This window comes from Methylobacterium sp. WL9, assembly GCF_008040035.1.
GTDB classification, from domain to species: Bacteria; Pseudomonadota; Alphaproteobacteria; order Rhizobiales; family Beijerinckiaceae; genus Methylobacterium; species Methylobacterium thuringiense.
On record NZ_VRVE01000058.1, the window covers coordinates 1 to 26,920 of the forward strand.

31 protein-coding genes are annotated in these 26,920 nt (G+C 60.2%); 10 read left to right on the plus strand and 21 right to left on the minus strand.

The genetic code is table 11. The features are described 5' to 3' along the window. Nucleotides 1–160: 160 nt before the first annotated feature. From FV217_RS15755 to FV217_RS15780, 5 genes are all read right to left on the minus strand, one after another. Nucleotides 161–400, minus strand: coding sequence for a hypothetical protein (locus FV217_RS15755; protein WP_147818130.1), 240 nt, complete (start codon nt 398–400; stop codon nt 161–163). Further along, on the minus strand, nt 397–651 hold the full coding sequence (locus FV217_RS15760) for a hypothetical protein (protein WP_147818131.1): 255 nt from the start codon (nt 649–651) through the stop codon (nt 397–399). Before FV217_RS15760 ends, FV217_RS15755 begins: the two co-directional genes overlap by 4 nt. Further along, a complete protein-coding gene (locus FV217_RS15765) occupies nt 648–953 on the minus strand; it encodes a hypothetical protein (RefSeq protein ID WP_147818132.1) in 306 nt (101 codons plus the stop codon). Before FV217_RS15765 ends, FV217_RS15760 begins: the two co-directional genes overlap by 4 nt. A gap of 76 nt (nt 954–1,029) precedes the next feature. Further along, entirely contained in the window at nt 1,030–1,452 is a 423-nt protein-coding gene (locus FV217_RS15770) for a DUF2059 domain-containing protein (protein WP_246682841.1), read from the minus strand. A 571-nt stretch (nt 1,453–2,023) separates the two neighbouring features. After that, nucleotides 2,024–2,209 (minus strand): type II toxin-antitoxin system ParD family antitoxin, encoded by a 186-nt coding sequence (locus FV217_RS15780; RefSeq protein WP_147818135.1) that lies wholly within the window; start codon nt 2,207–2,209, stop codon nt 2,024–2,026. Between the two features lie 371 nt (nt 2,210–2,580). Between FV217_RS15780 and FV217_RS15785 the strand changes: the two genes are divergently transcribed. The 3 genes from FV217_RS15785 (at nt 2,581) to FV217_RS15795 (ending at nt 4,129) form a co-directional block, all read left to right on the plus strand. Further along, the gene (locus FV217_RS15785; RefSeq protein ID WP_147818136.1) at nt 2,581–3,357 is read left to right on the plus strand and encodes a hypothetical protein; all 777 of its coding nucleotides are present in this window, start codon (nt 2,581–2,583) and stop codon (nt 3,355–3,357) included. A 7-nt stretch (nt 3,358–3,364) separates the two neighbouring features. Next, nucleotides 3,365–3,712, plus strand: coding sequence for a hypothetical protein (locus tag FV217_RS15790; RefSeq protein ID WP_246682842.1), 348 nt, complete (start codon nt 3,365–3,367; stop codon nt 3,710–3,712). A gap of 198 nt (nt 3,713–3,910) precedes the next feature. Next, nucleotides 3,911–4,129, plus strand: a complete 219-nt coding sequence (locus FV217_RS15795; protein WP_147818137.1) for a hypothetical protein — start codon at nt 3,911–3,913, stop codon at nt 4,127–4,129. A 98-nt stretch (nt 4,130–4,227) separates the two neighbouring features. Here the strand turns inward: FV217_RS15795 and FV217_RS15800 are convergent, their stop codons facing one another. Further along, a complete protein-coding gene (locus FV217_RS15800; protein ID WP_147818138.1) occupies nt 4,228–4,455 on the minus strand; it encodes a hypothetical protein in 228 nt (75 codons plus the stop codon). Between the two features lie 887 nt (nt 4,456–5,342). Here FV217_RS15800 and FV217_RS15805 point away from each other — a divergent pair. Then, nucleotides 5,343–5,843: a MucR family transcriptional regulator gene (locus FV217_RS15805; protein ID WP_147818139.1), complete on the plus strand. Its 501-nt coding sequence runs from the start codon at nt 5,343–5,345 to the stop codon at nt 5,841–5,843. Nucleotides 5,844–6,681: 838 nt separating this feature from the next. Beyond that, a complete protein-coding gene (locus FV217_RS15815; protein WP_147818140.1) occupies nt 6,682–7,161 on the plus strand; it encodes an Hsp20 family protein in 480 nt (159 codons plus the stop codon). A gap of 582 nt (nt 7,162–7,743) precedes the next feature. Here FV217_RS15815 and FV217_RS15820 read toward each other — a convergent pair. From FV217_RS15820 to FV217_RS23480, 9 genes are all read right to left on the minus strand, one after another. Beyond that, the gene (locus FV217_RS15820) at nt 7,744–8,079 is read right to left on the minus strand and encodes a DUF2513 domain-containing protein (protein WP_147818141.1); all 336 of its coding nucleotides are present in this window, start codon (nt 8,077–8,079) and stop codon (nt 7,744–7,746) included. Further along, nucleotides 8,076–9,098, minus strand: a complete 1,023-nt coding sequence (locus FV217_RS15825) for a site-specific integrase (protein ID WP_246682845.1) — start codon at nt 9,096–9,098, stop codon at nt 8,076–8,078. Before FV217_RS15825 ends, FV217_RS15820 begins: the two co-directional genes overlap by 4 nt. 220 nt (nt 9,099–9,318) lie before the next feature. Further along, entirely contained in the window at nt 9,319–9,615 is a 297-nt protein-coding gene (locus tag FV217_RS15830; protein ID WP_147818143.1) for a hypothetical protein, read from the minus strand. Nucleotides 9,616–9,617: 2 nt separating this feature from the next. Further along, entirely contained in the window at nt 9,618–10,262 is a 645-nt protein-coding gene (locus tag FV217_RS15835) for a ParA family protein (protein ID WP_147818144.1), read from the minus strand. Nucleotides 10,263–10,444: 182 nt separating this feature from the next. Then, entirely contained in the window at nt 10,445–11,026 is a 582-nt protein-coding gene (locus tag FV217_RS15840) for a hypothetical protein (protein ID WP_246682846.1), read from the minus strand. 41 nt (nt 11,027–11,067) lie between these two features. Beyond that, a complete protein-coding gene (locus tag FV217_RS15845) occupies nt 11,068–15,609 on the minus strand; it encodes a hypothetical protein (protein ID WP_147818145.1) in 4,542 nt (1,513 codons plus the stop codon). 471 nt (nt 15,610–16,080) lie between these two features. Further along, the gene (locus tag FV217_RS15850; RefSeq protein ID WP_187272589.1) at nt 16,081–16,314 is read right to left on the minus strand and encodes a hypothetical protein; all 234 of its coding nucleotides are present in this window, start codon (nt 16,312–16,314) and stop codon (nt 16,081–16,083) included. A 713-nt stretch (nt 16,315–17,027) separates the two neighbouring features. Beyond that, nucleotides 17,028–17,222: a hypothetical protein gene (locus tag FV217_RS22945; protein ID WP_187272590.1), complete on the minus strand. Its 195-nt coding sequence runs from the start codon at nt 17,220–17,222 to the stop codon at nt 17,028–17,030. A 181-nt stretch (nt 17,223–17,403) separates the two neighbouring features. Further along, nucleotides 17,404–17,712, minus strand: coding sequence for a hypothetical protein (locus FV217_RS23480; RefSeq protein WP_147818148.1), 309 nt, complete (start codon nt 17,710–17,712; stop codon nt 17,404–17,406). A 23-nt stretch (nt 17,713–17,735) separates the two neighbouring features. On the opposite strand from FV217_RS23480, the gene FV217_RS15865 reads away from it, so the two are divergent. Beyond that, on the plus strand, nt 17,736–18,026 hold the full coding sequence (locus FV217_RS15865; protein ID WP_147818149.1) for a hypothetical protein: 291 nt from the start codon (nt 17,736–17,738) through the stop codon (nt 18,024–18,026). Between the two features lie 250 nt (nt 18,027–18,276). On the opposite strand, the gene FV217_RS22955 is transcribed toward FV217_RS15865, so the two are convergent. Together FV217_RS22955 and FV217_RS15870 are read right to left on the minus strand one after the other, a co-directional pair. Continuing rightward, nucleotides 18,277–18,453, minus strand: coding sequence for a hypothetical protein (locus FV217_RS22955; RefSeq protein WP_187272592.1), 177 nt, complete (start codon nt 18,451–18,453; stop codon nt 18,277–18,279). A gap of 338 nt (nt 18,454–18,791) precedes the next feature. Continuing rightward, entirely contained in the window at nt 18,792–19,226 is a 435-nt protein-coding gene (locus FV217_RS15870; RefSeq protein WP_147818150.1) for a hypothetical protein, read from the minus strand. Between the two features lie 135 nt (nt 19,227–19,361). On the opposite strand from FV217_RS15870, the gene FV217_RS15875 reads away from it, so the two are divergent. The 3 genes from FV217_RS15875 (at nt 19,362) to FV217_RS15890 (ending at nt 21,342) form a co-directional block, all read left to right on the plus strand. Next, nucleotides 19,362–19,583 carry a hypothetical protein gene (locus FV217_RS15875; protein WP_147818151.1) on the plus strand — a complete coding sequence of 74 codons (222 nt, stop codon included), beginning with the start codon at nt 19,362–19,364 and terminating at the stop codon, nt 19,581–19,583. A gap of 136 nt (nt 19,584–19,719) precedes the next feature. Beyond that, a complete protein-coding gene (locus FV217_RS15880; RefSeq protein WP_147818152.1) occupies nt 19,720–19,971 on the plus strand; it encodes a 3',5'-cyclic-nucleotide phosphodiesterase in 252 nt (83 codons plus the stop codon). 1,086 nt (nt 19,972–21,057) lie between these two features. Next, nucleotides 21,058–21,342 carry a hypothetical protein gene (locus FV217_RS15890; protein ID WP_147818154.1) on the plus strand — a complete coding sequence of 95 codons (285 nt, stop codon included), beginning with the start codon at nt 21,058–21,060 and terminating at the stop codon, nt 21,340–21,342. A gap of 164 nt (nt 21,343–21,506) precedes the next feature. Here the strand turns inward: FV217_RS15890 and FV217_RS15895 are convergent, their stop codons facing one another. The 4 genes from FV217_RS15895 to FV217_RS15910 all read right to left on the minus strand — a co-directional run bounded on the left by FV217_RS15895 (nt 21,507) and on the right by FV217_RS15910 (nt 25,461). Further along, nucleotides 21,507–22,478, minus strand: a complete 972-nt coding sequence (locus FV217_RS15895) for an AraC family transcriptional regulator (protein WP_187272593.1) — start codon at nt 22,476–22,478, stop codon at nt 21,507–21,509. Nucleotides 22,479–22,918: 440 nt separating this feature from the next. Next, a complete protein-coding gene (locus FV217_RS15900; protein WP_147818156.1) occupies nt 22,919–23,392 on the minus strand; it encodes an SRPBCC family protein in 474 nt (157 codons plus the stop codon). A gap of 846 nt (nt 23,393–24,238) precedes the next feature. Then, a complete protein-coding gene (locus FV217_RS15905; protein WP_147818157.1) occupies nt 24,239–24,568 on the minus strand; it encodes a hypothetical protein in 330 nt (109 codons plus the stop codon). 647 nt (nt 24,569–25,215) lie between these two features. Beyond that, nucleotides 25,216–25,461, minus strand: coding sequence for a hypothetical protein (locus tag FV217_RS15910; protein WP_147818158.1), 246 nt, complete (start codon nt 25,459–25,461; stop codon nt 25,216–25,218). 786 nt (nt 25,462–26,247) lie between these two features. Here FV217_RS15910 and FV217_RS15915 point away from each other — a divergent pair. Next, a complete protein-coding gene (locus FV217_RS15915; protein ID WP_147818159.1) occupies nt 26,248–26,799 on the plus strand; it encodes a hypothetical protein in 552 nt (183 codons plus the stop codon). The last annotated feature ends 121 nt before the right edge of the window (nt 26,800–26,920 follow it).

Here is a 26,920-nt window from a genome sequence, read left to right on the forward strand (position 1 = left end):
TTTTATATAGTATTCTGAATAGATCTCCGAGTGCTTTACGGCGGAACATAGTGACCCATTGCCGCCGCTGATGTTCCGGCTGATCGTGGATGATGTGGCGCTAATTTCCGCGATCTGCAAAAGGCTCCTTTTCGGCACGGCCTGGATTGGCGCGGAGCGTTCAGGCGCTTGGCTCCCCAGTCCCCGCCGATTGCAGCAGCCGCTTGCCGGCGGCCGTCAGGAACCACCCCATCTGATGGCGCTCTGCCGGATCGACCTTCTGGCGCTGCTCGACGAGGCCCGCGGCCACGAGGCTCGGCATGGTCTTCGGGTAGGCGCTCGTCCGAAGGCCGCCCGGGTGGAAGCCGCAGGCACGGATAGCAGCGATCTGGCGGCTCGTGAGGTCCAGAGCTTGTGTCACCCTTCGCTTTCAGCGGTGCCTTCGGTCTGATCCTTCAACCGGACCTCTACCAGCACCGGCCCATCCTCACCGTCTTCCCACTTTGCGGCGAGGCCGACCCGATCCAGTTCGAGATCAACCTGCGCTGCCTGTCGTTGCGGACCGATCGTCCGGGCAATCCGGTCGATGGCGTCGGCCGCAAGCCATGTCGCCAGAACGTCGAGGGGGATGCGGGCAGTGGTTTCGGCGCCGGGATCAAGCCCTTGTCTCAAAGGAATCCCCCGCCCGGTGATGGTTCCGCCGCGCCGGCGCCGGCCTCCAGTGACGGTGGCGAGCCGGGCGCTTTGATTGAGGAGTGCCCGTCCACCAGCGTGCCGATCATCGCCCATAGGGCCTGATGCTCAGGGCCATCACGGCCGAGGCTTAAGAATACCGGCAGGCTGATATCGACGATGTTGCCGCCTGAGGGCTTGTTGGCCGTGTGGCGGACGAAGGTATGACCCGTCTCGAAATCCCAGAGCAAATGCCAGGTGTCGCCGTTCCCGCTGGCGTAGATCTCGCGCATCGCGGTCATCGGGATCTCGGCAGCGTGAAGCTCGACCCTCGTAACTTGGTAGCACAACCGGCGCCGAGGCTTGTGCTTCCCTGCCTCAGCGCGGCTTCGCCTGCGATCCAGGGGTCCAGCCATGAGCCTGGATCGCTTTAGTCAGCTTGCCCTGCATCTCGGGCATCACGGATTGCATCCACTGCTGCGTTCCCGCCATCTGCGCTTGCGCTAGCTGTGGCTGGGCTGCGGCAAGCCGCTTGCCGGCTGCTGAAGCGTAGAACGTGGCGATGGCCTGGAGATCCTCCTTCCCGAGCGTGGCAGCGAAGCTGCGAGCCTGGATATCGAGAAGCTCGTCGTAGTGTGCCGTGAGGGTCGGCATCACGACTTCTTGGACCAGAGCCTGTGCCTGATCCTGCTGCTTCACCCCGATCTGCTGCATCATTCCCACCATCGGCGCAGCCATCGCATTCAGCAGCGTTGTCCGGTCACCCTGCATTGAGGCAATCACTTCCCGAGCTGCTTTCAAGGTAGCAGGGTCGGACGCAGCCGCCGGCGGGTTCGAGTTGGCTGCCGGCTGGGCTAGCGCTGAGCATGGCAGCAAGACGCCGACGCAGAGAGCAGCCAGGGCTGAGGACAGGCGCATAGCGGTTCCGATCGAAGGTGCCGCGCAATCCGAACCCACGCAGCCATTTCGGCCTGCTATCACAATTCTAGAAAAGAGCGACGCATCTCGTTTGCTTCGAGAGAGCCAACTCTATGCCTCAGACCTGCCCAGGCTGGCACCCGTAGGGTGGTATTGCACGGGGGAACCGCTCCTTGATGCGCTCGCAGCCCCAAGTACGTAGGTACTCGGGCAAGCGTCGGTTCAGCTCGATCCCAACCCCGTCATAGGGCGAGGTGCCGGCCGTCACGTAGCTGTACCAGCGCCAGCCGATCGTACCGACGCCAGCGAGGGCAATGGCGAAAGCAACAGACGCGGCAAGGGCAACCCGGGACTGGGGCCGTGACGCCTCTCCTGCCATGCCTGCGACTCCTAGCGTTGCCTCTTGCCCACTAAATTCACCCGGTTCGCCCGTCTGATAAGACAGATGCCTGCCTCAAGCTTCAGCGAGCTGCCGATCTGGACGACGGCGGCTCTGCTTAGCCTCGTCGCGCTCTAGGCTTCGAAGGGCAGCCCGGACAACTTCGCTCGCGCTTCCGAAGCGGCCGGATGCAACCTGATCCGCGACGAAGGCGGCCAGTTCGGGGGTCAGGGACACGTTCGTAGCAACGCGGCGCGGCATCCGTTGTTTGTGCCAGATTGCAGAGCGCCGTGCCAGTCTGTCGAAGGCACCTGACACAGCCTGTGTCACAAACTGCGCAGTGCTAACGTTGACTTAACAGCGCGGTACGGCCGAGATGACCCCGATCGGCAGATTCGGACAACCGAGTCGTGAGCCGGCATCAGGAGATCAGAGCCGCGGAAGCGATACCCTGAAAAGCCAACAGCCCCGACCCGGCAAGGTCGAGGCTGCTGAAAACCCGGGGCCTGTGAGGCCGGACTTGAATACCCCTCACAAGCCATGACCTCCCTCGGGAGTCAAGACGGAACTTGTTTCCGTCAACGGGAAGGCTTTGCCTGGACCCCAGCCGCGGCCCGTGAGGGACCGGGACGATGTTTCACGCGCGAATGCTCGCCGCGATCGACGGCGCGCGGACGCTCGCCAATATGGATGAGCTGTCGAAGACGATCTGGCAGGCCCATTCCGGCGGTGCCGTCGATGACGATGGGGCTCAAGCCCTCGCCGAAGCGCTGCACGCCCGCAGGACGACGATCAGGGGAGCGCTGAAGCCCGTCGGCATCCCACTTGGCCGACAGAGCCTATTCCCGCCGAAACGCCCTCAGCGAGCCCCAGATCGCACCGAGGCCCTATCGCGCCGTCGACGTCTCGCTGCATCCGGGCCAATGCCGCCGGCCCTCGCCTGCCGCTTCACGGTCGGACAGCTATCGGTCCTGCGCATCGTCGCCGACGAGATCGCCACAAAGGGCGTCTGCGGCCTCTGCGTCGACGCCATTGCTGCGAGGGCTGGCGTGAGCCGCAGGCTGGCGCAGGGCGCGATCCGCGAGGCCGAAGGTGACGGACTGCTCGTCATCCAAGAACGCCGTCACGAGGGCCGCAAGAACGACCCGAACCTCGTCAGGATCATCAGCCACGAGTGGCGGCAATGGATCGAGCGCGGACAGACGCGAAAGCGAAACGGTTTCGCATCTCGACCGGCTGGGACGCATAGGGTGCAGAAAGATTCACCCCACGGATATCCCAGTTCTAAATCTGCCTTGTTGCGAGCAGCAGAACCGAAGAAGGGCTGCCGGGAGCCGGCGGGCGACGCCACCACCAGAGACAAGATCGGAATCCGATCGGCCGGTGGAAACCGCCGAGCCATGCGGTGAAGGTCTGATGCTGTTCGGCATGGCGGACGCGGCAAGTACCTCGCCGTCGCGTCAGAAGATCGCTGGCCGGTGTCTGCCTACCATCGTGCACGTTGTCCCCGGCTGGGATCGCGAGGACGGCATGGGAACGCGAAACGATCGACGGCACGCTGCGGAGATCTGCCACGAACGTGGATGGGGCGTTGGAACGCGGCTGACAGGCAGCGACGGCTTCGGAACGATCACAATCGAGATCACGGCCCTGGGCAACGAGGTCATGCTGGCCCGGACCGTCTGCCAGAACGGTGAGCCTTCCGCCTACGGGAGCGATCAACCCTGGCGCCTATCTGATCGCGATTGGCAAACAGCCTCATGATCGAGCGTGCATTTGCTCCAATTGCTCATGCGCTTGACCCTTGGGGCAACGCTTCGCTGGCCGCCTTCAGCCTCATCACGACACTGCTGTCGTGCTACGGCTTCATCAGGGGTTGAGAGCCACGCGCGCCAACGTGGCGCGAAGCCGGTCTGCGCCTTACCTGCTATCCGCACCGTCCAGTGGGATTCGGGATGAACCATGAGCGACGACGTGGCTGCTCTGATCCTGGCCCTGGCGGTCGAGAACGCCGAGCTGCGCGGGCAACTCGCCGAGGCGCAGGACCTCCTGATCGAGACTGCCGTGGATGCCGGCGACCTGCACGCCCGCATGGAGGAGTTGCAGGCCGAATTGATCGAGGCGCGTACTGAGAGGGATGCGTGGCGGGCGGAAGCAGAGCGGGCTTACAGGACGGGGTAGGTCACACCGCATAGTTCCTAGTCTGCCACCCACGCCGGATATTCGTCATGGGTGGCAGTCTGTCCGCCCGCTTGTACGCTGATATCCAACCACCCTGCTTACTGGGTCGCTGTGTCTACGGCCTCGGCAACGGTGCGCCGGGTTTCAGGGGCCCGGGCGGTCACGGACGGCGTGGTCGTCAGCTCGGAGGCTAGGCGGACACTCGCCGTGGCACGGGCCTGCTCACGGTACAGCGGCGGGGTGAGGTTGATGGCTTCCTCCGCGATCGCAGTACCGGTCAGCGTGACCGAAGCCAGAGCAGCGAGAACGAGTTTGCGAGTGTTCATGATGGTGATCCCTCTGGAATTTCAGGGCCTGTGCCCCGTCCTGTGAGAAGGATATGTTTTGCGTTGCAGCATGAAGCAAACAGATGCGATCGATAGCACATATCGATGAAATCAATGATCTAATTACAAACTGAATGCTGGAGCGGCGGCGACCCCCCTGGGGAGCGGCGCCATCAAGGTGTCTATCGCGACGGTCGAGCCTTCTAGGTTCTCAGACGCGAGCGCGCCCGTCCCGTATTCGCTCCGTTCGCGAGTGGCCGGCGCGTCCATTTTAGGCGTTGAGATACGGCCTACGGACAGGTCTTAGGCAACTGAATGGTCCGCGCGTCTGATCGGAGTTGTTAATAGCCGCGTTAGGTGCCCGGCTTGGTAGGGACGAGCGATGGATTGGAGGCGGATTCCAAACTGGCAGTTCAACCCATGGGGATCCAGTTCGCTCGCCGTGTTCATTTTTTGCGTGACCCTGCTGGCGCTCTACGAATTTGTCCGTGGCTGAGATTTGGGCGCACCACTATGATCCGGAACCGTTGTTTCCGTCTTGAATCACGGATCATAGCCCATTGCGCTTCGCTCATTGTGCGCGACGGCGCGAACTTCCCCGGCAGTGATTGCAGCGCGGGACGTCGGATACGACTTGGTCGCGTACTCGATGAAGAGCCCATCGGACGATCTGACTGTCCAGCGATACCGGCTTGGCCTCAACGAGCATCGGCGGATCTCAAATTCGAAAAAGCAGCGTTTTGTACGGTCCGATATCGAAACGCTGTCTTGCTCCTTTGCGTAGTTCACTCCAGCAGGGCCACTTATCCGAAATTTCTTGGACCATGCGTATTGCATGCAGCGCAATTCGGATGTCTTAGCGATTATCTGAAACAAGGAATCAACACGTGGACGATACTGCTACCCCTACCCTCGACGTGATCCACCTCACCGCCGACATCGTCGCCGCTTTCATCTCGAACAACTCTCTGCCTGCCTCCGAGCTTCCGACAATGCTAATCAGCGTTCACGCCGCTATCAGCGTGCTCGCAAACGGCAGCAGTGCTACCGCTTCGGCAGAGCCAGAGCCCGAGAAAGCGACGCCGTCGCAGATCAAGAAGTCGATCACGCCCGACGCCCTGATCTCGTTCGTCGACAACAAGCCCTACAAGACGCTGAAGCGCCACCTATCGACCCGTGGGCTTGATTTCGCCGCCTACCGGGCACGGTATGGTCTGCCGTCAGATTATCCGACCGTTGCACCGAACTATTCAGCGGCACGTTCGGCACTCGCGAAGAGCCTTGGGTTGGGCCAGGGCGGTGCACGGGCAGCATCGAAGGCCACGGCATCGGATGCCACAGACGCTGATAAGCCAAAGCGGGGACGTCCGGCGAAGACGGCCGTCTGATAGCCTCAAACTTCACCAAGCATGCCGACGCGACCAGCAGTATCGCATCGGTATGTTCCCGTACGTGATGCCCAAACTAGAAGGCGCTAGGGACCGGCCACCAGAGTCACTTCGCGCGCCTCGAATACCAGCTCATCGCCGAAACCGAGAAAACTCACGGGCAGGGCTGTACCGGTCGCTACGAGCAGGGCCCGGGCAGTTGCGATCAGCGTGGCACCGTAGTCCCAATGAGGCTGCGGCTAGCAGGTCTACGGCGTACATTCGCACGCTGTGGATGGTTTTGTCGGTGCCCTACACGACCGTTTGAAGGCGACCCGCGTTGAAAGGCCGTTCCCGAACCAGCTAACGCACTGGAGACCTGTATGCTGTCCGACACACCTCGCCCTGGTGATGACCCCCTGCCACCTATTGGCGATCCGCCACCCGATCCGGCACCCCCAGAGGGGGATCCACCAGCACCGCAGCCGCCAGGCCCTATCGAGCTTACATGACAAACGCCGGTGCCAGCTGGCCGTGAAACAGACACTGCGACGGCTGTTCAACTCGTTTAAAACTCAGTGGTTGTCGCAGTTATCATATCAGGCGCACTCGTTGGACGTGCAGTCTCCGGATTGTCCTGAGACGACCCCGCCCACGACTTTGAATTCCAAGATCGCTCATGAGCGCAACGATTCGGTAAGGCTATTAGGCGGGCCGACAAAAATTCGGTCGGCTCTTGAAACCAACTTTCGGGATGTGCATTCTACGCGGGCGAGGCTCGTTTGAGTTCGCAAGAGCAGGCGCCGGGCACGGTGTCCGGCGTTCCTTGTCATCACGTTGCTCCCTGGAGGATGTGGTTATGAGAACCTACGACGTTGCTCCCCTTTACCGTTCCACCGTCGGTTTTGACCGACTGTTCGATCTTCTCGCTCAAGCCGACCGCGTCGATCCGACGACGACCTGGCCGCCCTATAACATCGAGAAGGTCGCCGACGACCAGTATCGCATCACCATGGCCGTCGCGGGCTTTGCGCCCGACGAGATCGAGATGACGCAGCACAATAACGCGCTGCTGGTTTCCGGTCAGAGAAAGGGCGCCGATGAGCGCCAGTACCTGCACCGTGGACTGGCCGGACGCAGCTTCCGTCAAACCTTCAACCTCGCCGACCACGTCAAGGTCACCGGCGCTGATTTGGCAAACGGCCTACTCACAGTCGATCTGCAGCGTGAGGTCCCCGAGGCTCTGAAGCCGCGTCGGATCGCCATCGGCGTTGGCCATTCGACGTCCGGGCAAGACAATGCCCCAACGCAGGTCGAGCATCAGGCCCAGGCAGCCTAGCCAAACCATAACCAGGCCCATCGCCTACTCCCACGGGCAGTCGAGCCCGTGGGATCTCAAAGTCTTCATGACGGTCGAAGCGGGCAGGGCGGCGGAAGATTGAACCTCAGGATGGGGGCTTTGCAAAATTTTCCACCAACTAAGGAGGATGATCATGCAGAGAGGAGAAGAAACTTCGAAGAACATTGGTCCGGTCGCGTGCGCCATAACGCGGACTCCGACCATCGATGTGTGGACGGCACTTGTCACACCGGGTGACGTATTTCGTCGGCCGCGCGATGTGCTGATGCATCCCACACTGTCGCTCGGGGAAAAGCGCACGATCCTGGCTTCATGGGCGTCAGACGCTCATGCCATGGAGCAGTCGGACGAAGCGGATGCTCTGCTGAATCACCCGCTCGCGGCGCTCCGTCGCGTAAGGAAACAAGCCAGCGATGAGATCGGGCACGCTGTAGGTCATGGCCGAACGTCCTGATAATATCTGCTGCGCTCGGACTGCCGCTGAGGCTGACCGCGCTGACTAGATCTCGATGCCAAGCCGATCTCTGACGGCCTGCTTTAGGTAGGCGGTCGCCATGTCCTTCAAAATGCCGAGGGACCATCCGCCGATTTGCGAGACGCCAGTGCTCGCCTTCTTCCAGACCTCCGGGTCGCGCACGCTGTCACGAAATCGTGACCTTGAACGGTCAGTCGTTGGAAGATCCAATCGCCGTTCATCATCATGTTCTGCGTGTCGCCGCTGGTGATGAGTTCGGCCTCGTAAAGCAGCGCCATGTGATAATCGACTTGATCGGTCGAATAGCCTTCGATCATTAGCTCAGGCTCGTGCGAGCCGATATGCACTCGCTGGCCAGAGCCGATATCCAACCCTTCGAGCCTTAATAGAAGCTCGCGGATAAGATCGGGCTGACGTCTCATAGAAACCCACTCCCGCTGTGATCCTTGAACGCGTTCGCGCGCCGGATGTAGCCGAGCACCGTTCGCGGATCGCGGTGACGTGATTGATCCATGATCCGCGCGAGGTCGGCGCCCCGCTCGGCCGCCGTCGTGATGTAGCCAGCTCGAAGCGAGTGCGCTCCGAACGTCGAGGCATCGAGCCCTGCAGCTGCCGTGTACTTCTTGATGATGTCCGCGACGGCCTGCGTCGTGAGACGCGGCACGAGTAGTTCGAATTCGCCAACGTCCGTCGAACCCCAACGTCGCACGTTCCCCGAGCGCGATACCGGCCGGAACACCGGGCCTTCGGTGATGCCGGCGGCTTCGAGCCATTCCTTCACCAGCGCCACCGGCCTGATGAACCGACCATGCGGGATGGCGATCTCGGACCCCTGCCCTTCCTGATCGGTTTTGCTTTTGCCGATGCGGACCCGCAGCCCGTCCTTATCCTCGACGAGATCGGCGACATCGAGCGCGACGAGTTCAGACCGGCGGAATGCGCCAGCGAACCCAAGCGCCAGGAGCGCGCGGTCCCGTTTGCCGGTCAGCGTGTCGGGCGTGCGCATCAACAACGTCATGAGCACGTCGGCGGTCGCGGCGGCCTTCTGGTCCGGCTTCACCCCAACCCTGCGCCGGATGCCCTTCATCACGGCCCGAACATCCTCGTCATCAGTCGGGTCCGCGGCCTTCGCCAGCTTGTGCGCGTACGAGATCGCCGCGCAGCGCCGGCCGATTGTCGAGACGGCTTTACCGGCCTCGGCCTCGGACACGAGGAACGCGGCCACCGCCTCCGATGTCGCCGGCAGGGACCGGAAGCCGTACCGGGCGCACCAGTCCTGAAACACCCGCGCGTCGGTCGTGTAGGCCCGCACGGTCGCGTCGGCTTTCGAAGCGCGCTGATAGGCGCGGACTATCGCGGTGGCTTCAACGGGAAGGGTGTCGGTTGAAGCGACGCCCTCGACTGCCAGCGACACAGCCGCAAGCGCCAAGTTGGCGCCCACGTCGCGTGTCTCGCCAAGTTGGCGACTTGCGCGGTCGGGTCGTTCGGAATGATTTAGCCCAGGCTTCATTTCTTCACGGCCCTTTGGACCCGATCTGCTCAAAACTTTCGAGAATGACGCTTATCGGAAGTTACGACGCCGTGCGCGTTAGGGCAAGCAATTCCTTACGTGCTTACGTCAATGCGCCATGACGTAGAGAACTGACGCAACTTCGGGTCCGTCAACTGCCGGATCGGCCCAGCAGATCCATGAGGGCCTGTTCGAGAACGTCTTGGTGGCTGAGGCCGCGATCGAAGGCGAAGCGGCGCAGACGTTGATACTGGCTCTCCGACAGGCGGAGGGTCAGCGCTTTGGCCCGAGGCTCGGGAGCCTGCGCAGGCCGGACGGGCATGGCCGGAGGAGCCTCGGACTCTGGAGTAGGCGAGGATGAGGTGCCCCGCTGCTGCATCGCATCGGGTCGGCTCGCCCCCTTCGTCTGGATGAACCCGTCCAGGGACGGCGTGGCCTTGGCGCTCATGATCAAACTTCCCGATGCTGCGTCGTGACGTGCTTGCGTAGTTGCGTCATAACGTACCCAAGCACTTCCTTAATTTCACGCGCCGAGGCGGTTTCGGGTTCGATCTCCGTAACCGCCTTGCCTGAGATGGCTGCGGTCGGAAAGTCGGTTCGATCATGGATGACAGTCGGAGCGAGCTTGCCGTGTTTGGCCAGAGCCAGGACGGCCTGCATCTGCAGGCGGGTGCGCGGCTTAGCTTGGGTTAGCACGAACACGAAGGGTCTGCCGGCCTCCTCGATCAGTGCGAGCGTATCGCCCACAGCATCGAGATCGTCTGGCGACGGCCGCACAGGCACGATGACCAGATCCGCATGGGCCAGCAGCGCGCGGATTTCAGGATGCACGGAAGGCGGCGTGTCCACGAACAGGTACTCGACACCGGCATCCGCTAGCCGAGCGGCACTTGCTCCGAAGTCCTTCATATCGAGCTTGATGAGCGCGGGCTGCTGATCCTCGCGACGGTTCCACCAACTCGTTAAGGAGCCCTGGGGATCGGTGTCGAGGATCGCGGTGGCACCGAACTGCTGATGCGTCGCCACCGCGAGGTTGCGGATCAAGGAGGTTTTGCCCGCCCCGCCCTTCTGACTGGCAACGACCACGACGTACATGCTTGCCTCGTTGCGTACTGACGTAATGACGTAAGGATGTCAGCGCCTCAGTGGGTACGCTCCGAGGAATGTGGGTCAGCGGTCGTTAAGGGGTAGTTAACCATGTGGCGCCAGCAGGCGGACTAAGCCGCCGGCAGGTAGAGCGCAACGAGCGCGGCGCTTCTCAGCGGCATAAAGCGCAGCTACGGCTGATTGGCTGGCCCTGCAGGCTTCGCAGTAGGCGCCTTCGACTGCAAGCCGTTCGACTTCGTCGCTGGCTTCGCCTCGGGCGTCCTAGCCGCTGCAGCTGGAGGAGCTGCTGGCGCCGGCGGCGGGGAGGGCGCAGTTGGCGTGGACGAGCCCAGATTGACCGCAAGGCCGAACGGCTTCCAGCGGCCATCCACGGGCGCGAACAACAGCTCGAAGTTCACCTGGCTCGGCACGGACGGGAAGAACCCCGACATGTGCAGCAGGCCGTTCGGCTCGATCTGCGGCAGCAGGGTGAGCTGAGGGTCGAGAACGGCGACGCCAGAAAGGTCGAGCTTCTGAGCCCGCTGGCTCGCGAAGATCTCCCCAAGGCGTGCTGCCGTGTTGGCATCACGGAACCCCGGAGCTGAGAGATCACGCAGCACCGTGTAGTTGCCGGTTTCGTTGCCCTGGTGCAGGGCAAGCAGCGTTGTGCGGATCAGGATCAGCACGCCGTTGCGATCGATCTGCGCGGGCTTGGCTTCGGCTGGTGCTGCCGGGGCCTGCTTTGGCTGGGCCCCTGCCCCAATCGACCACAAAGCCGAGAGGCAGAGACCTAAAGCGACGGTACGTCGTGCCTTCACAGCTCGCCCATGATGCCGATACGGCCGCCCACGTTGTTGCCGGGGCTGCCAGCTACACCGGCCGTGATAGCGAGCGGGATGTTGGTGTCCAGACGGTAGGCTATCGCACCACCGATGCCGTACTCACCCTTAAAGGTTGCACCGTTGAGCACGTAGGTCATGCGACCAGGAGCCGAGGGGAGCGGTGCGGTAGACAGCGCCATAGCTGTCGCGACGCCACGGCGTGCCTCCTTCCGAGACTCGATGGCGTAGCGTGTCAGACCGTTCAGACCGGCTTCAAGCGCTCCAACACGGCCGTCAAGCGCGCCGATGTCGTTCGGTCCGAAGTTGGCGGTCGCGAGATTGCCGCCTGCATCTGAGGTGACGAAGCGGCTTGCTCCCGTCTGTGCAGCCAAGCTCTGAGCCGAACTGACCCCGGCCAGGGTGTACGTCTGTTTGGCACTGCCGATCGCGACCTGGTTGGCCCGTGTTGTGGCCACGCCCGCGCCGATCGCCACACTGTTTGCCTGGGCCGCACTTGATCCGAAGCCAACGGCAACTGAGTTCGTGCCCGCCGCATTCGCCGAACGACCAAGAGCGGTGCTGTTGTCGGCGCTGGCCGTTGCGAAAGCGCCGAAGGCGGAGGCTTCTGCGCCGGTGGCCTGGGCATTAAAGCCCACCGCTGTCGTCGGATCGCCCGAAGCAACTGCCCCCGCGCCGACTGCCACTGCGCCGAACTGGGTCGCCTGGGCGCCAGTTCCAACCGCTGTGGTGCTACCACCCGAGGCCACCGCCCCGTAGCCGCCAGCGACGGCATTTGCACCGCTCGCCTGAGGGAGACCGGCGCCACCCGCATTGTTGGCCCGGAACACGCCGGCTTGCCCGGTCTGTAGTTCGGTGATGTTCTGCGTGTTCGTGGCGGTCTGCCCCTGCAGCACGCCGATGGCCTGACCATTTGCGGCGATGCCGGCGGTGTTCGTGTTAGTCTGCGTGTTGAGCGCACCGAGCGCTCCGCCTACGTTGTTGAAGCTGCCGCCCTGCACATTATAGGCCGGAGCCGTCAGGAGGCCGTTGGCGTCCGTGCCTGCGCCGCCACCGAGGGCCGCTGCCGTGCGCTGGTTCGTCGTGGCGATATTCGTCGTGTTGGTTGCGACCTGCTGATTGGTCGCGAAGAGCTGGCCGCCGTTCACGGCATCGGTCGAGGCAGCCGATGCGATATTGCCGGCAGCAACGCCCGTAATCTGGCGGTTGCCGGCAGTGCCAGCAACGTTGACCACCGTGCCTCCGGTGGCGGCACCCACCGTGATCGGTGCGTTCGGCCCTGCCTGCTGCACAAGGCCGGACGTGCCGTTCTGCAAGCCAGCAATGGCATTTGTGTTGGTAGTCGTACGACCATCGAGATTGGTCAGCGCGTCGCCAACGTTGTTGGTCGTGACGGTGCCGTTGTTCAGCGTGTAGGTCGGTGCGGTGAAGGTGCCTGTTGCCGGATCGTAGGCTGCGCCACCGCCGAGGGCGGCCACCGTACCTGCGCCGACCGCGTTAACGTTGGTAGCGACGCTGAAGAGCTGCGAGCCGTTGACGGCATCGGTCGAGGTCGCCGTGACAGCGCCAGCGGCTACATTCTGGATCTGGCGAGCGGCTGTTGTCGTGCCGACCGACACCACGTTGCCTGATCCTGCCGTTACGGCACCAGCGTTGTTGCGCACACCAATTGCACCGTTGGCGGTAGTGTCGCTCGCAGCCGTCGTACGGGTATTCGCGCCCAAAGCCACCGAGTTGTCGAGGCTGGCGATGCTACCCCCACCGAGCGCCGTGCCGGAAGCAGCAGCAGAGGTTCCATTTCCGAGGGCGACGCCGAACGTACCAGCCGCAGCACTACCGTTGCCTACAGCTACGCTGAAGCCGCCTGTGGCCTGACTGCCGCTGCCCAGTGCTGTTGCATAGGTTCCTGTGGCCGTACTGTCGTTGCCGACAGCGGTACCGAAGCCTAGGGCATTGCTCCGGAAGCCGACAGCTGTAGAAAATGATGTAGCGCTGCTAGCGTTGCCAAGGGCCGTGGATTCGGTCCCTGCAGTAGCGCCGAAGCCACCTGCTGAAGCATCGGTGCCGGTAGCGGTCGGACCAAGACGCCCGTTGGCGTCGGACACGAACGGACCTGCGGTGCCAGCCTGCAGCGCGGCAATGCTCTGATTGGTCGTGAAGAGCTGCGAGCCATTCACGGCATCGGTCGAGGTTGATGACAGCGTCCCAGCCCCAAGATTGACGATTTGCCGTGTGGCTGCAGCTGTGCCAACCGAGACAGTATTTGCTACGTCTGCGACGGATCCCTGGCCAAGCGCGACCGAGTTCAATGCTGTTGCCTGGGCATTGCGGCCTAACGCAGTCGTATTTCGTGCGGAAGCCTGAGAACCACCGCCAATGGCAGTTCCAAAAGTTCCTGAGGCATTTGAGTTACTGCCGATAGCAGTAGTTCCGCCCATTGATGCCGTGCTACTAAAACCCAATGCGGTGCTATTAAGCCCAGACGCGGTGCTTAGACTTCCAAGAGCTGTTGCTGCTGTCGTTGTAGCCGAGGCACCATATCCGCCAACGACGTTATCGATACCCGAAGCGATTGGTGCTGCTGATCCGTTACCCTGCGTGGCGAGGAATGGCACACTCGCAAAGCTGGCTTGTAGCTGATTGAAGTTGACAGCATCCGTCCCCGCGGTGCCGGCCGTCACATTTTGGATGGTGCGCGTCTGCGCCGCCGAGCCGACCGACACAGCGTTGTTGGCGGTGACCGTAGAGCCGTAGCCAAGTGCCACGCTGTTGGTGTTCGCGATCGTCCCGTTGTTGCCACCGAACGCGGAGCTGTTGGCCCCCGTCACCGTCGTCCCGTTGCCCACGACGACCGCATTCCCGGCGTTGACGGTGTTGCCGTTGCCGAATACGGCGGCGCCGGCCGCATTGATGGTGCTGGCGATCGTGTTGTTCGAGCCATAGACATTGACGTTGTCGCCATTGCCGACGGTGGCTGGCCCGTTCACGGTGTTGTTGTTACCGGTGACGAAGGTGTTGCTGCCGTTCACCGTGTTAGGGTCACCGAACGAGTAAGAGCCGGTTCCAGTAACGGTGTTGTTTGTGCCGAAGGCTCCTGAATTAGCCCCGGTGACGGTGTTGTTGGAGCCGAATGCGGTAGAGTCGAGGCTTGCCGCGCCGAGGATGCGGCTGTTGAAGCCTATGGCGGTGCTCCGCTGGCCCGCAGCAGTGGTCCTGGGACCAACCGCTACTGCGTTTTCTGCACTTGCAAGTGCATCAGTGCCGATGGCGATGCCGTTACTCGCGTCAGCTGTGACTGTAGCCCTTGTACCTGCAGCAATGCTAAGATCAGCCAAAGCATTGCTGCGACCGCTTAAGGCGGCACTTAGGGTACCACTAGCGATAGCGTTGTCGCCGATTGCGACGCTGCCGGCGCTAGAAGCGACGCTTTGCCTGCCTAATGCTGTAGCGGTGTCGGCCGTAGCCTGTGCCCCTTGGCCAAAGGCACTGGCACCACCACTGCTGGCATTAGCATTTTGACCAACAGCGGTAGCTTCACCTGCATTGGCCCGAGCGTCCGAACCGACCGCTGTGGCGTTGGTCTGACCCGTCGCGGTTGCCCCAGCCTGGGATCCAGTGCCGAGCGCGGTTGTTCCCGAATTGGTGAAATTTGGCGCGCCGTTAACTAAGAAGCCACCGGCAGCAGCGTTGGCGCCGAATGCGCTACTGTTAAAACCAGTTGCCGCACTTACTGACCCAAACGTAGAACGTTGGGAAACTTGTTCAAATCCATTGCTTGACGCATAGGCACCAACACCAAAAGCCGAATTAGCGCTTTGGCGACTGCCCCCATTGCTTGCGTTCGCGCCTTGACCGAATGCCGAGTTGGCACCGGTAAGCTGCACGTCAGTGCTGGCGTTCGCGCCTTGCCCAAATGCCGAATTTTGACCGTTGCCTTGAATTCCTACGCTTGCATTCGCGCCTTGACCAACCGCAGTATTGTTGCCAGATCCTTGAAGGCCGACACTGGAATTAGCATTTTGCCCAATAGCGGTGTTGCTGCCTAAAGCTTGATTTCCCGTACTGGAGTTAGCGCCCTGTCCAATAGCGGTGTTGCTGCCTGAAGCTTGATCTCCCGTACTGGAGTTAGCGCCCTGTCCAATAGCAGTATTACTTCCAACGCTTTGAAATCCAGTGCTTGCATTAGAATTTTGACCAACGGCAGTATTATTAGCAATACTTTGAAAACCAACGCTGGCATTAGCGTTTTGACCGAAAGCAGTATTGTTACCTGTACTTTCAAAGGAATTAAGAGTTGCGTTAGCATCGGGCCCGCACGCCACATTATTTACATTACCAGCCGCTGTGGCGTTCGCTCCCGTCCCGGCACCAGTTCCATTGGCTGTACCCTGGCAGACGAATTGTGCAGAGACGGGGCTTGGCAGGGCCGTGACCAGGAGTCCTGCCATCAGCGCTAGGGCCGAGCAGGAGCAAAGGAGGCCGAGGCGAGGTCGATAGCCTGATGTGACGGTTTGCATGTCGACGCTCCCCTTGATGCACGCATTCGCTGTTTGTGGCCGGTACCCAAGCTCGGATCTGTACCGTGCGTAGCGTGCTATTGTGATTGTCGATCAACTTGTACGGCAGCCTGTCTGTAAACGCTCCGTGAATTAGGCAGGTCGATCTCAAAAATGATTTGTGTGTCTTTTAAGCATCAATCGAGTTTATAACTTAGTAAATAGCTCTATTTTTTAAGATAATCTATTAACTCTGTCTGTTGCGATAAGTAAAATTCAACATCCAGTGGATGCTGTATCGGCGAAGCGGTAGGTATTACAGAATCACTAAATAGATTGCGACGAGCGCGGAGGTGGTGACGACGTTGCCCCGGCCGGCCTCATGCCCGTCCCGGTCGAGAAGTGCACGAGACCACCGCCGAGCCCGGCCGATGTTCCTGGCGACCGCCGGCAGCCCGAAGGCGAGGGCGGTTCGCATCGTCAGGCGAGCTTTCACAGGCTGGGCTCCGGGTGCTGGTCGAGTTCGAGATCGCGAGTCGTGCCACGCAGCCAGACGACTTGGCTCTCGTGGCCCTCGGGTGCACCGAGATCCGGCTCGGCATCGCCGCCGTCTTCGTCGTCGAGGCGGGGCTCCATGCCGTCGAGGATCGCGAGGAGGTGATCAACCGTGTCGAGGGCGGCCTGGGCCGCCTCTTCGATCTCGGCTCGCACCGCGAGTTGATCCATGGGTGCCAGGCGGCCGGCGGCTCGATCGGCTCGTCGTCGGAAAGCGAGAATGTCAGCCATCTGTAGGGCGGAGGAAAATCCAGGCCATTCGAGCTTCACAAAGCCCGGAGAGCCCATCTTCGAAACGATTTCCGAAGCCACCACTTAGGCCGACACGGCCGCCGAGATCCAGCGTTTGATGCCAACCCCGTTAGGGCGGTTTAGTGGCCTGGATTTGCACCGCCCTCTACACCTCGTTACGAGGGCTAACCGTGATGGTGCCTATGACGCCGGGAAGCGGTCGTTCTCGGGCGAGGCTAATCAGCGTGTCGACGACGAGAGCGCGATGGAAACCAACCCCATCGTGACCGATACTCTCACCCTGCTTGCGTCTTGAACGGCGTATGTCGGTCGCACGTCGCGAGCCCGCGCCCTGGGATTGAGGACGCTGTTTCACCGTGCGGAGAACGTGAACACCCGACCGACCCGGTAGTTTTGAAATCGAATGTTTCAGTTTCGATTAATGACTGAGGATGCTGGCCCGAGTCGGTGTGCCACCAAGGCGCGACGTGTCGGCTTCCTCGCTGGATCAATACGCAGGGGTATCCAATATCCCGTCTATCGCGACGGTCGAGCCTTCACAGCTCCCGGACGCGAGCGCGCCGGCCTCGTGTTCACCCCGTTCGCGAACGGCCGGCGCGTCTTTGGTATGGCGGGATCTGAGTGCCGGCACGTTAGCTGCTGCACCCGTCCGAACCGCTTGCGTCGTTTCCACAATCGGATCTGCCGCTCGTACCGCCATCGCTCGACGTGTCGTGTCCGTTGCCAACCCCTAGTATGTCGCCGAGCTTCCGGATGCCGTACAGGACGACCAGGAACACCGCACAGAACGGCAGCATCACCAGGAGGATGAACAGCTTCGTCAGCATGGCATGAGACCAACGTGCGGTCGTCCCAGGCGTTCGGATACGGTCCACGAAACAGGTCGCCTAGCGCCCGCCAGCGGAACAGCGTCGCCAATCGCCGTCGCTGATGTTCGGTCCGGTCGTGGAGCACATGGCACCGCTGGCACCCCAACGGCCAGATGAATAGCGGCACTCCCCTAGATGGTCAGCAACTGAGCCGCCTTCCCTCTCGACGACCGAACACCCGATAGTGCACCACACCAGATTCCATGGTTCCGTTTCTCACGGCGCGGCGAACGTCTGGGTTGCAGCGCAGGTATTCCCGCTCATCGAAGGCGTATCCGCCACGCCGGCGATCTCTGTCGTCATCGTCCCGGTTGTCGTACCCGCGATCACGCTGTCGGTAGCCGTCTTCACGGCCGTCACGGCCGTAATCACGCCCGCCATACGGCTGAGATGAAGCCGGGACGATCATGATCGCTCCGATGGCTATCGCGGCCCAAAATCGGTTCATAGCTTATTCCTGTTGCGAGGCTCTTGAACGGCTGGTGGTGGTATTGGTTCGGGTTGAGCTTGCCGCCGATGTATGTGGGCTGGCAGCAGAGTATGAGGGCACGCAACATGTATGAGGTCATAGCCCGCGACGCGACCGGCCTCGTTATCGCGATTGGTCCTGCCGAGTTCGCTTCGATCGATCTGGCCCGCGGCTTCGCAGCCGGCATTGCGCGATGGATGCTCGCCACTGATCGCCTGACAGGGCAGATCGACATTACCAGCGACGGCGTGCGGATTGAGGGTGCGACCTTCGCTTATTGGTCGCAACCTTAAGGGCCGGCAGGGGAGCGTGCCTGAGACCAGGTTGCTGCTAACCTATGGCACCATGGATGCGTCCCATGTCACGAGTTCGCCATTGGCGAGGGCGGCGCCGACAAGGACGCCCCGGTCAAGCGCAAGAAGCTGAGCAAGACGAAGCGTGGGAAGACGGTGCGGGAAGCGCCGGCTGGATAACTGGTTCAAGGGTTGGCCTGCTCTAAAACGCTGACCTACAGGATCGAGCAGACCAGCCGGATGGTCGCGATCAATCGGCCTGTCTCATCACTGACCTGCACGACGATCGCGCCTTCAGTCTCCAGCCGCCGAACGAGGCCACCATCGCCAGCGCAATCGCGCGCGCCGTGGTGTCGTCTGAAGCCAGTTGGCTGATCCGTTGAGGCTTCTCGACCCCGTACTGGAGGTCGATGCGGTAGACCGGCATGTCAGTCCCTGACGCCGCTGTGCGCAGTCCTGCGCTCGACGATCCGGGTGGAACCCGACAAATCAAAAAAGCTCAATTATCTCTGCGTACTAGTACGGCCGCACTATAGCAGAATAGGGGCGGGGCGACGATGTCTCGACTGCCGAACCCTATTCTGACGCGTAGGGCGAGGCCGGTCCTCGCCGCGCCGAAACCGAGCCCCCTCGCAGGGCGTGGCGAGGACCTCAAGGTTCTGGATGCGCCGGCATCTCGACTGCTGCAGCCGTCCGATCCACCCGACCCGCTTCTGCCATCTGCACCGCTGCTTGCGCCGCTGTCGTTCCCCAATCTGCCCCCACCTACTGCAACGGGTACGGCCCACGAAACAGGTCACCCATCGCCCGACGGCGGAACAGCGTCGCCCATCGCCGCCGCTGATGTTCGGGCCGATCGTGGGCCAAATGACAGCGCTGGCACCAAGCCGCGAGGTTGCGATCCGCGTTGTTGCCCGTGTCGTGATCGCGATGGGCCGTGGCGAGAACCACCCGCGTCGTCCGTACTGAATTCAGCACGTCGTCGTCGCCGATCGCGATGCAGACGATGCGACCCGCGCCATTGCGCCAGGAAGCGGCCTCAGCGTCCCACCAGCGGCCATCGTCGAGGCAGTAGACGGTTTGCCCATGCGGCCGACTACACGCCTCGCAGCGACCCTTGGCGCGACCGAAGCGGATCACAGCCGACAGCTCGCGCCAGTCGATGGGGTAGTAGAACCGGTGCTCTCGCCGGATCGGCATGCTAAATGACCAAGCGGATGAAGCCGAGCTAGACTGGCCGGGCAGGTCGGCTACCCACCAATGACAGCACCTTGGAACCGCGCTCAAGCTTGAAAGTTGTCCGGGCAACATACAGTCACGCTTGGAACAGCCGCCGTGAAGACCGCCGCCGCTATCGTTCTCGCTCTCTCCGCCATAGTCGCCGACACCGCGGCGCAGGCCCAGGAGCGTCAGGTGACCGTGTACAGCGGCGCGATGGCCCTCGAACTGCCGACCTCGATCCTGCGTGGCACCACTTCCTCGGCGCAGGAGGCAGCCCAGGTGGCGACGTCAGCCCGGAAGGTTCGCGTGGTCCTGCAGTCCCCCTATGGCAGCTGAGCAACTGCCAGTTTGGACGCCGGAGAAATTGGGCGGCCCGTTCGAACGTTCCACTTGGATCTCCTGCAGGCCCCGAGGAACGATCCTCGCCCCCCAGTCATTCCTGCGGGCCCATGCTGGGCTCAGGAAGCCACCAATGCCCCGCCTTGCTACCTTTGCGCTGCTTCTCGCAGCACCGCTTGTCGTCGCCACGGCTTCTGCCGGGCAGGATAGCAAGCGTGGCAATGCGGATCTCAAAAAGTATTGCTCTGGCGACGCCGTGTCGTTCTGCAGCGGCAACGACCCTGACAGCAAAGAGATGGACGCTTGCTTCAAGACGCATCGCGCTGAGCTGTCTGAGAACTGCCGTCGCGCGATCACCGCCTACGAAGCTACGGGCGGCAAGTGAGGTCTGCACCTATGCGTCGGATCGTTCTCGCCACCGCCATCGCAGCCGCCGTGACAGGAGCTGCACTCGCACAAGGCCAACCTCCGATCCAAGGTCCTGAGGACGCCACCTGCCGTGAGGATGCGAGGAATCGCCTGCTCGGCGCTCCCAATCCCCAAGGTCTGTCCCCCTTCGATCTGGGCGCACAGCTCTACCACGAGTGCATGAAGCGCTTGGGCGCGGAAGGTGTTGCTCCAAAGCGGCGCGACTGATCGCGCTTGTACCATTAGGAAAGCGCTAACCCCGGCCGACGACCCTGTCGGGCATGTCTCAGTATGTACGACGCTCCGGCAAGGTGGCTGGCTGGGCTGCAACTGCCCTTGTCTGTGCCGGGCTTGGTGCCGCCCTCATCGGCGCCGATCATCGAGCTCAAAATAGAGCTTCGATCGCGCGGGGCATCGACCCTGCTACGACTGGGTCACTTGCACCTCCCAAGGGTCGCTGGTGTGGCCTTGCGTCCTGGTGTCACTGACGCCCTTGGCTGGCGCGCTTATGTACGGCTTTGGCGGGTTCCCATATGCCGGCTCGAAAGCTTCTTCCTCCACTCGGCCAAGTTTGACGTCATAACCATAGCTGAAGGCGTCACAACCGCTTTCAAAGAGGGGCAATCGCCCATGCCTGGCTGCGATCGGAGGGGGGTCAGAATGAGATGCCACCTGAGCGCGGTACGAGCGGCCTCCTCGGCGGACCAAGCTGATGCATAGGCATACCCTGGCAGGTCGAGATCCTGCCCATTCTGGAAAATCGCCCAGCGATAATAGCCCGGATTGGCTGGATCGGCAGCGGTCTCGATCCGGTACGAGCTGACATCAGACATTTGCAGGGATCCGAAGAATTCAGCGGCAACTGCCAAAGATCACAAGCAACCGCAGCCTGACTACAGTAGTGTGAAGATTTTACGTTGCGCGTTCAATAGACAAAAGAACGCTACGAGGACCGGAAATACCTTTGGCACACGCTGTGACTAATCTGACACATCGCAGTTCGGTTTGAACAATCGCAGCCGCCTCGGGTTCTTCGAGTTTAAAAAAGTCAGGAGAACGCACCATGCGCATCATAACACTTACGCTCGCCGCTTCGCTTGCACTCTCGCTTACTGGCGCCGCTTGGGCTCAGGGCGCACCGGGCGGCAACGGCTCTGGCGGCAACGTCACGGGTGGCTCGACCACAGGCTCTTCGGCCTCAGAGCCCGGAAACATGCCGGCCAACGGCAATGCCATGAAGAGCGAGAGCGGCTCCATGGAGAAGGGCTCGGGCAAGATGATGAAGGGCGACTCGATGGAGAAGGGTGGCTCGATGAGCAAGGACGGCGGAGCGATGAAGAGCAAGTAAGCCTCTCGCTACTTCTCTCCTCGTAGGGTCGGCGCTCTGCCGGCCCTTTTTCGTGCTGCCGGGCTCGGAACTGGGTTTAAGCTCTATCGACAACCGTTATCGGACACTGCGCTTACAATCGTGACGAAGGGCTGACCCGCGGCGGTTCGGTAAATTGCGAGCACTCAGTCATTCATGGCCCTATACCAATCTTGCATGCGCTCAACATGTAGGGCTTGGGCTGCTGAAGGTGCATCGTCTCGAAGAATCGCGCGAAGCTGGTCAGGCGGCTGCCCATAGACCTGCTTGAACGCTCTGGAGCAGTGGCTCAGACTTGAGAACCCGACCTTATGTGCCATGCGGCCGATGGATATTTTCTTGCCCGGCCGGAGGATCAGCGATCGTAGGCGGGCAGCGCGCCGACTCGTAATCACCGCTTCGACGCCGCCTACAGCCCGCAACGCACGATACAATGAAGCTCGCGATACACCGATGCTACGCGCGACGATATCGGCGTTAAGATCTGAACCGAGATTATTGTCGATAAACACCTCGGCCTTCAAGCGTCGAGCCAGTTCCAAGTCGTTTCCGTCGATCACATCGTCGTAGGACTCTTCGGATCTTCCTTGGATCTCGCCGAGCACACCGGCAATGAACTGATTGCCTCCGCCAGCTAGGTTGTCCGAGAAGCTTGGCGCGCACCGGATCAACGAAAGTACGGCTTCACCAAGCGAGCCTGTTTTGACCTTTGGTAGAATCCGTCCGTGCAGGTGCTGCGCGTTCGGTGCAGCAGCCTCTACGAGATCGCGAGCCAGGATCACGGTAACGTAGTCGGCGTCGGCAACCAGAGTCCGCATCGGCTGGGTCGCATCGAAGAGAACGGCATCGCCTGGCGCAAGTTGGCGCTCCTCACCGACCCGGCCGCCCATCATCCGGCCAGAGCGCAAAACCTGAAGGTAGTAGTGCTCGAAACCGTCGCGCCGGATCTGCGCAGGTTCCCGTCTATGGTCGGCCCCGATTAGCTGGCGATCGAACAGCGTAAGGCGACCAAAGTTGTAGGCTGCTACGGTAGCCTCAAAGGTATCCCCAAGGGGAGATGTCGTCGCTCCGCTCGACCGGATCAGGTCGTGATAAATGCCGAAGCTGTTTGCCGACATCCCTGTCAGGGTCGTTAGATGCGGTGCCACCGATCTCAGGATGCCAGAACTCGTCATACAGCTTCCAGATAAGTCAGTAAGGTAGGTCCGACATCACGCTAGCCTCTGGGCTGCCTACACAATGGATGCTGGCCGAGGCATCAAAAAATCGTGACTTTGTTCAAGACAAAAGCGCGAACAGCTGAGGCCAAGAAACGCGTAAGTCCGATCGGTTCTAGCAGCGTCACCACCGGCTCGACCCCGCCGCCCGATCTGGTCACGGGCTGGCGGGGGAGGTCGTCTATCTCACCGGCGAAGCTGCAGGATGCCAGGAAGGGGTTGAGGAGAGCTGAAGGCGCTCGTCAGATTGCGATCTGACCCAGATATGGTTGCCCTGACCCGCGCCAAACCCTCTCTGAGGCGGAGACGTCTCGCCGTCGCCCCTGCCAGCGTATCCAGACCTACTTCGTTTTTTCGGCGAGGCCCTTTAGACCGGCCTCGTAGACGCCGCCGATGGCTTCCTGCGCCTTGTCGTCAGGTGCGCCCTTGGCCTTGAAGTTACCCGACCACGTCACCTTGGAGCCGCTGCCGTCCTTCGCGACCATGATCGTCGACTTGTAGTCGGAGACCGGAAGCGGGCCTTCGAGGATGGTGTAGGTGTAGCTCATCGCCTTGTCGTCGCGGGCCTGCTCTTCTTCGAGCAGCGTGCCGCCGCCCTTGAGGCTTAGTGTCCGGTGCTTCTTGCCACCCATGTCAGCCAGCTCGCACTTCTCGACGACGGGGTGCCAATCGCTGATCCCGCAGAACGAGCCGATGGTCTTCCACACCGCGTCGGGCGCTGCAGCGATGGTGGCTGTCTTGGTGACCTCAAGGGCTGAGGCAGGCGTGATGGCAACCACGGCCAGAGCCGCGGCAGGGATGACGAATTTCAGCATCTCGCGTTTCCTCAGAAGGCTTCTGTGGCTGGCCATGGGCCGCCGCAGAACAAGCTAGTGCGCAATCGACATTAAGCTACGCCGCTCGCGTATCGGCAAACTGTATGATTGCCTTCAGCGGGAGCCCGACCCGCTGTAGTGCGTCCCATAAAAGGCACCCATTTTTTTAATCGGAAATAGGGCTGCCCCCAGGGGGAGGCGCCGATTTCCGCGATCTGCAAAAGGCCCCTTTTCGGCACGGCCTGGATCGGCACAGAGAGACACTGCCTACTTCGATAGCCAGGCACTTGCGACCTGTAGCAAGGCCGCAATGCCGGCACTCCCGGCTGCGAAGGCGTTTCGACGGACTGCTGCTCGAGAGCGAAAAAGTACCTCTTGCTGAGTCCTGAACCTGTTTGCGTTTGCGCGGTTCGGCGTCCAGTCTCTGGACCCGATGCAACTTCGACATCGATCCCGCCGATTAAATGCTCAAGAAATATGTCTGACAGCGACGAACGAACCGCCTGCGGCGAAGCCCACGCGCCGGATTGTTGGCCTGCCCACAAGTTGGCATATTCACTTGAGAAAAAGGCCGGGATTGCGCCCGACCTCGTTTGCCTTATCGATCTTCGATTACCCGTCCGCCGGGACCCGCGCTTTTATCCACTTGCTCGTTGTGGCGATCGCCGCCCGACTGGTAGAGGCCACGTCCAGACGTGTTGTCTGTCGAGCGTGTCCCTTGAGAGTCGGTCGTAACCGTAGTGCGCGAGCCGCGCGCATCCTCTACGATGGTGGTTCTGTCTTGGGCCACAACAGCGGAGGTTGAGGCGAGGAGAAAGGCGAGAACGATATGCTTCATAGCTCAAGCTACCACTTCTTGAAAATCTTGTTCATGACGCTCTTGTCGCTTTTGCCAAGAGGGTATTTGGCGAACTCTTTCACGGCTCCGTGATCGCTCTTTCCAAGAGGATACTTGGCGAAGTTCTCGATCTCTTTTCCGGGAATGTTGGCTCCAACCTCACCTTTGTCCTTGTTACCACATGCTTGCACGGTAATACCCTTTCGTTCAGAGCCCGTGTCTTTGTTAGTGGTAGTATCGATCATACAATCAGAAGATTTGTAGCCGGAAGGAGGTGCTGCAAAAGCGATGGTCGAACCAAGCAGCAACACCAGGATGGCAGCAGCTTTGTACTGCATATCGGACCCCCTCAAGGGACGCGACGATCTCGCCGCAGAAATATGCTTAAGCTATGTTGCATAAACGTTGCCTGAACAGATTTTTCAGGAACGCGTAATCGAGGCGTCTCAGATCCCCTTTAGGCCGGATCATCCGTCTCATTGCTGTGCCTCGTCGCCGACAGATGGTCCCGTATAGTGGTCAGCCTTACCCGCAAGAGAGCATCGACCACGCTCCCGAATTAAGGCTTGCCCACAGGCTGTAGAACGTCGAGTAGGCGGCGATGCTGAACGTCGAGATAGTATACGCCGACCAGCGAGGCGTTCCGCATGTCCGCGATCGGTTCTCATGCAACGGTCGAGCACAAGCGGAGGTCCGCGCTCGGCATGAACTCGACGTAGGGGAGTATCACGCATCGGCTCTGCAGCCGCTCCAAAGGGGGCCGGTGCTGGCTCGAATCACAAACCACAACGCCGTCGTATGGGTTTTGACGATCAAGGAGCGTGAGGGGGAGCGCAAAAGCACAGCGTCTACCGCGTCACCTTTGAAGCTACACCAGTCCGGCGAGTAGATTGATAGACCAACGCCGCGATAGCCCAATCTGGCTGCAGCCTATGGCCGGACAGCCGAACCAGCGCCTGGGATGGGGAAGGCACCGGTTCCCGTGTCAGCCCTTCTTCTTATAGGCCTGGATCGCGTTCTGGCATCCCGGTGACAGCTTCGACATATTTTTTTGAAAGCAGGCTTGGGTCTCGGGGCCATCCTCGGGCGGCAAGCCAGCGCAGAAGCTCGTAAAGTCGCCAGCACACTGTTGCTGCAGGACGTCCTTTTCCTCGTCGGTCATCGGCGCCGCCACTGCGGCGCTGGCTACGGCGGCAGCCAGTACGAGGCCCAACCTGAAACGTACCGACATGATCTGCTCCTCCGACCCTGGACCATTCCAGGTCGGAGGTGAGAACGTTGTCGCGGGCTCAACCGTTGCACCGGCCGACCGGACCTCCATCAGTACCGGCCCGTCCTCACCTAGGGAACCCAGCAAACCTACGGAACCAGGTGCATGGCTCGGCCCGGGCAGCGGAAGCGCGCCTTAACCAAAGCGCAGCTCTCGCAGCTGATCTTGCGCCGATCTTTCGAGAGATCGAGGCTGCCGGAGCGGTATCGCTCCGGCAGATTGCTACCGCCCGCAATGCCCGGTGCATTCCAGCCGCGCGTGGGGGTGAGTGGACAGCAACGCAAGTACGCCGAGCTGGTAAAGATTTGCGGAAGCGTACCTTACTTTCGAGCCACTTTTGTATATCAAAAAATGCGTCGTCTATTTTTCAAATAAAAATGTGGTTTAATACCTACTGCTTTAAAGAGCGATTTTTTGGCGGCGTTCGAATAAGATAGAACGCATTTAGCGCAAATAATGCAGCAACTGTAAAAGTGACGAGATTATCCTTTGGAGGATGCAAGTATGCTTCTTCTGACAAGACCCAAAGTAGAAAAATTACTATAGCAACTGAAAATAGGATTAGAATAGCGCGTATGATTAACACTGTTTTATCTCCTTGATGATTAATTATAATTTCTTTATAGAATAATAAGATTTAACAATACGTATGTGCTTATTAACACAAAGTTTGACCGCTTTTGACGAATGGGATAAGAGCAGAATGGATTTTAAATCCATTAAATTTCTTAAGATTAAGGTGCCTCAATGAACCAACCGAAGATTGGATTTTTTGAGTCACTCGAAAAGAAGGTTGATCGTACCCTTCGGGGTGTTATTTTAGTATCTATAGTATTGTTTACAATAGGGATGTTCTGGAGTGCTTTTTCAGGATTTATAGTAGCAGGCCATCCAAAATTTACTGCTGTTAAAGAGAAATGGATAGCTGCGCATCCTGCAAATGAGTACTGTAAGAAATACCAAGAGAAATCATTTAGCGAATGTTTGTCTGCGGATAAGGTTACTAAAGAGACTTGGTCAAATAATCCTGAAATACAAAGTCTAGAGCCAAAACTTGATCGATATATATCCGAAGATGAGGCTATTCAGTGCCTTGATAGCGATTATCCAAAGTCTTTTCTTACAATTAAATCCTGGAAAACTCCCAATGCTGCCGTATTATGGTGTTTAAATGAGAAATGGATGCCTACCCTAACTGAAAGATTTAACAAAGATCAGGGGAATGATATAAATATTGATGGTTCTCCTAAGTCTATAATACTAAAAGAGATGATTCCAAAACCACGCATACGAATATAGAACTTTAACTATTAGATAGTACATGTTAAAATTATTGATCGCGGTATTTTAATAATTTAAAGTTGCGGAAAGTTCAATCGGATTTAAACTACAAAATATATATGCATGTGACATTTTATAT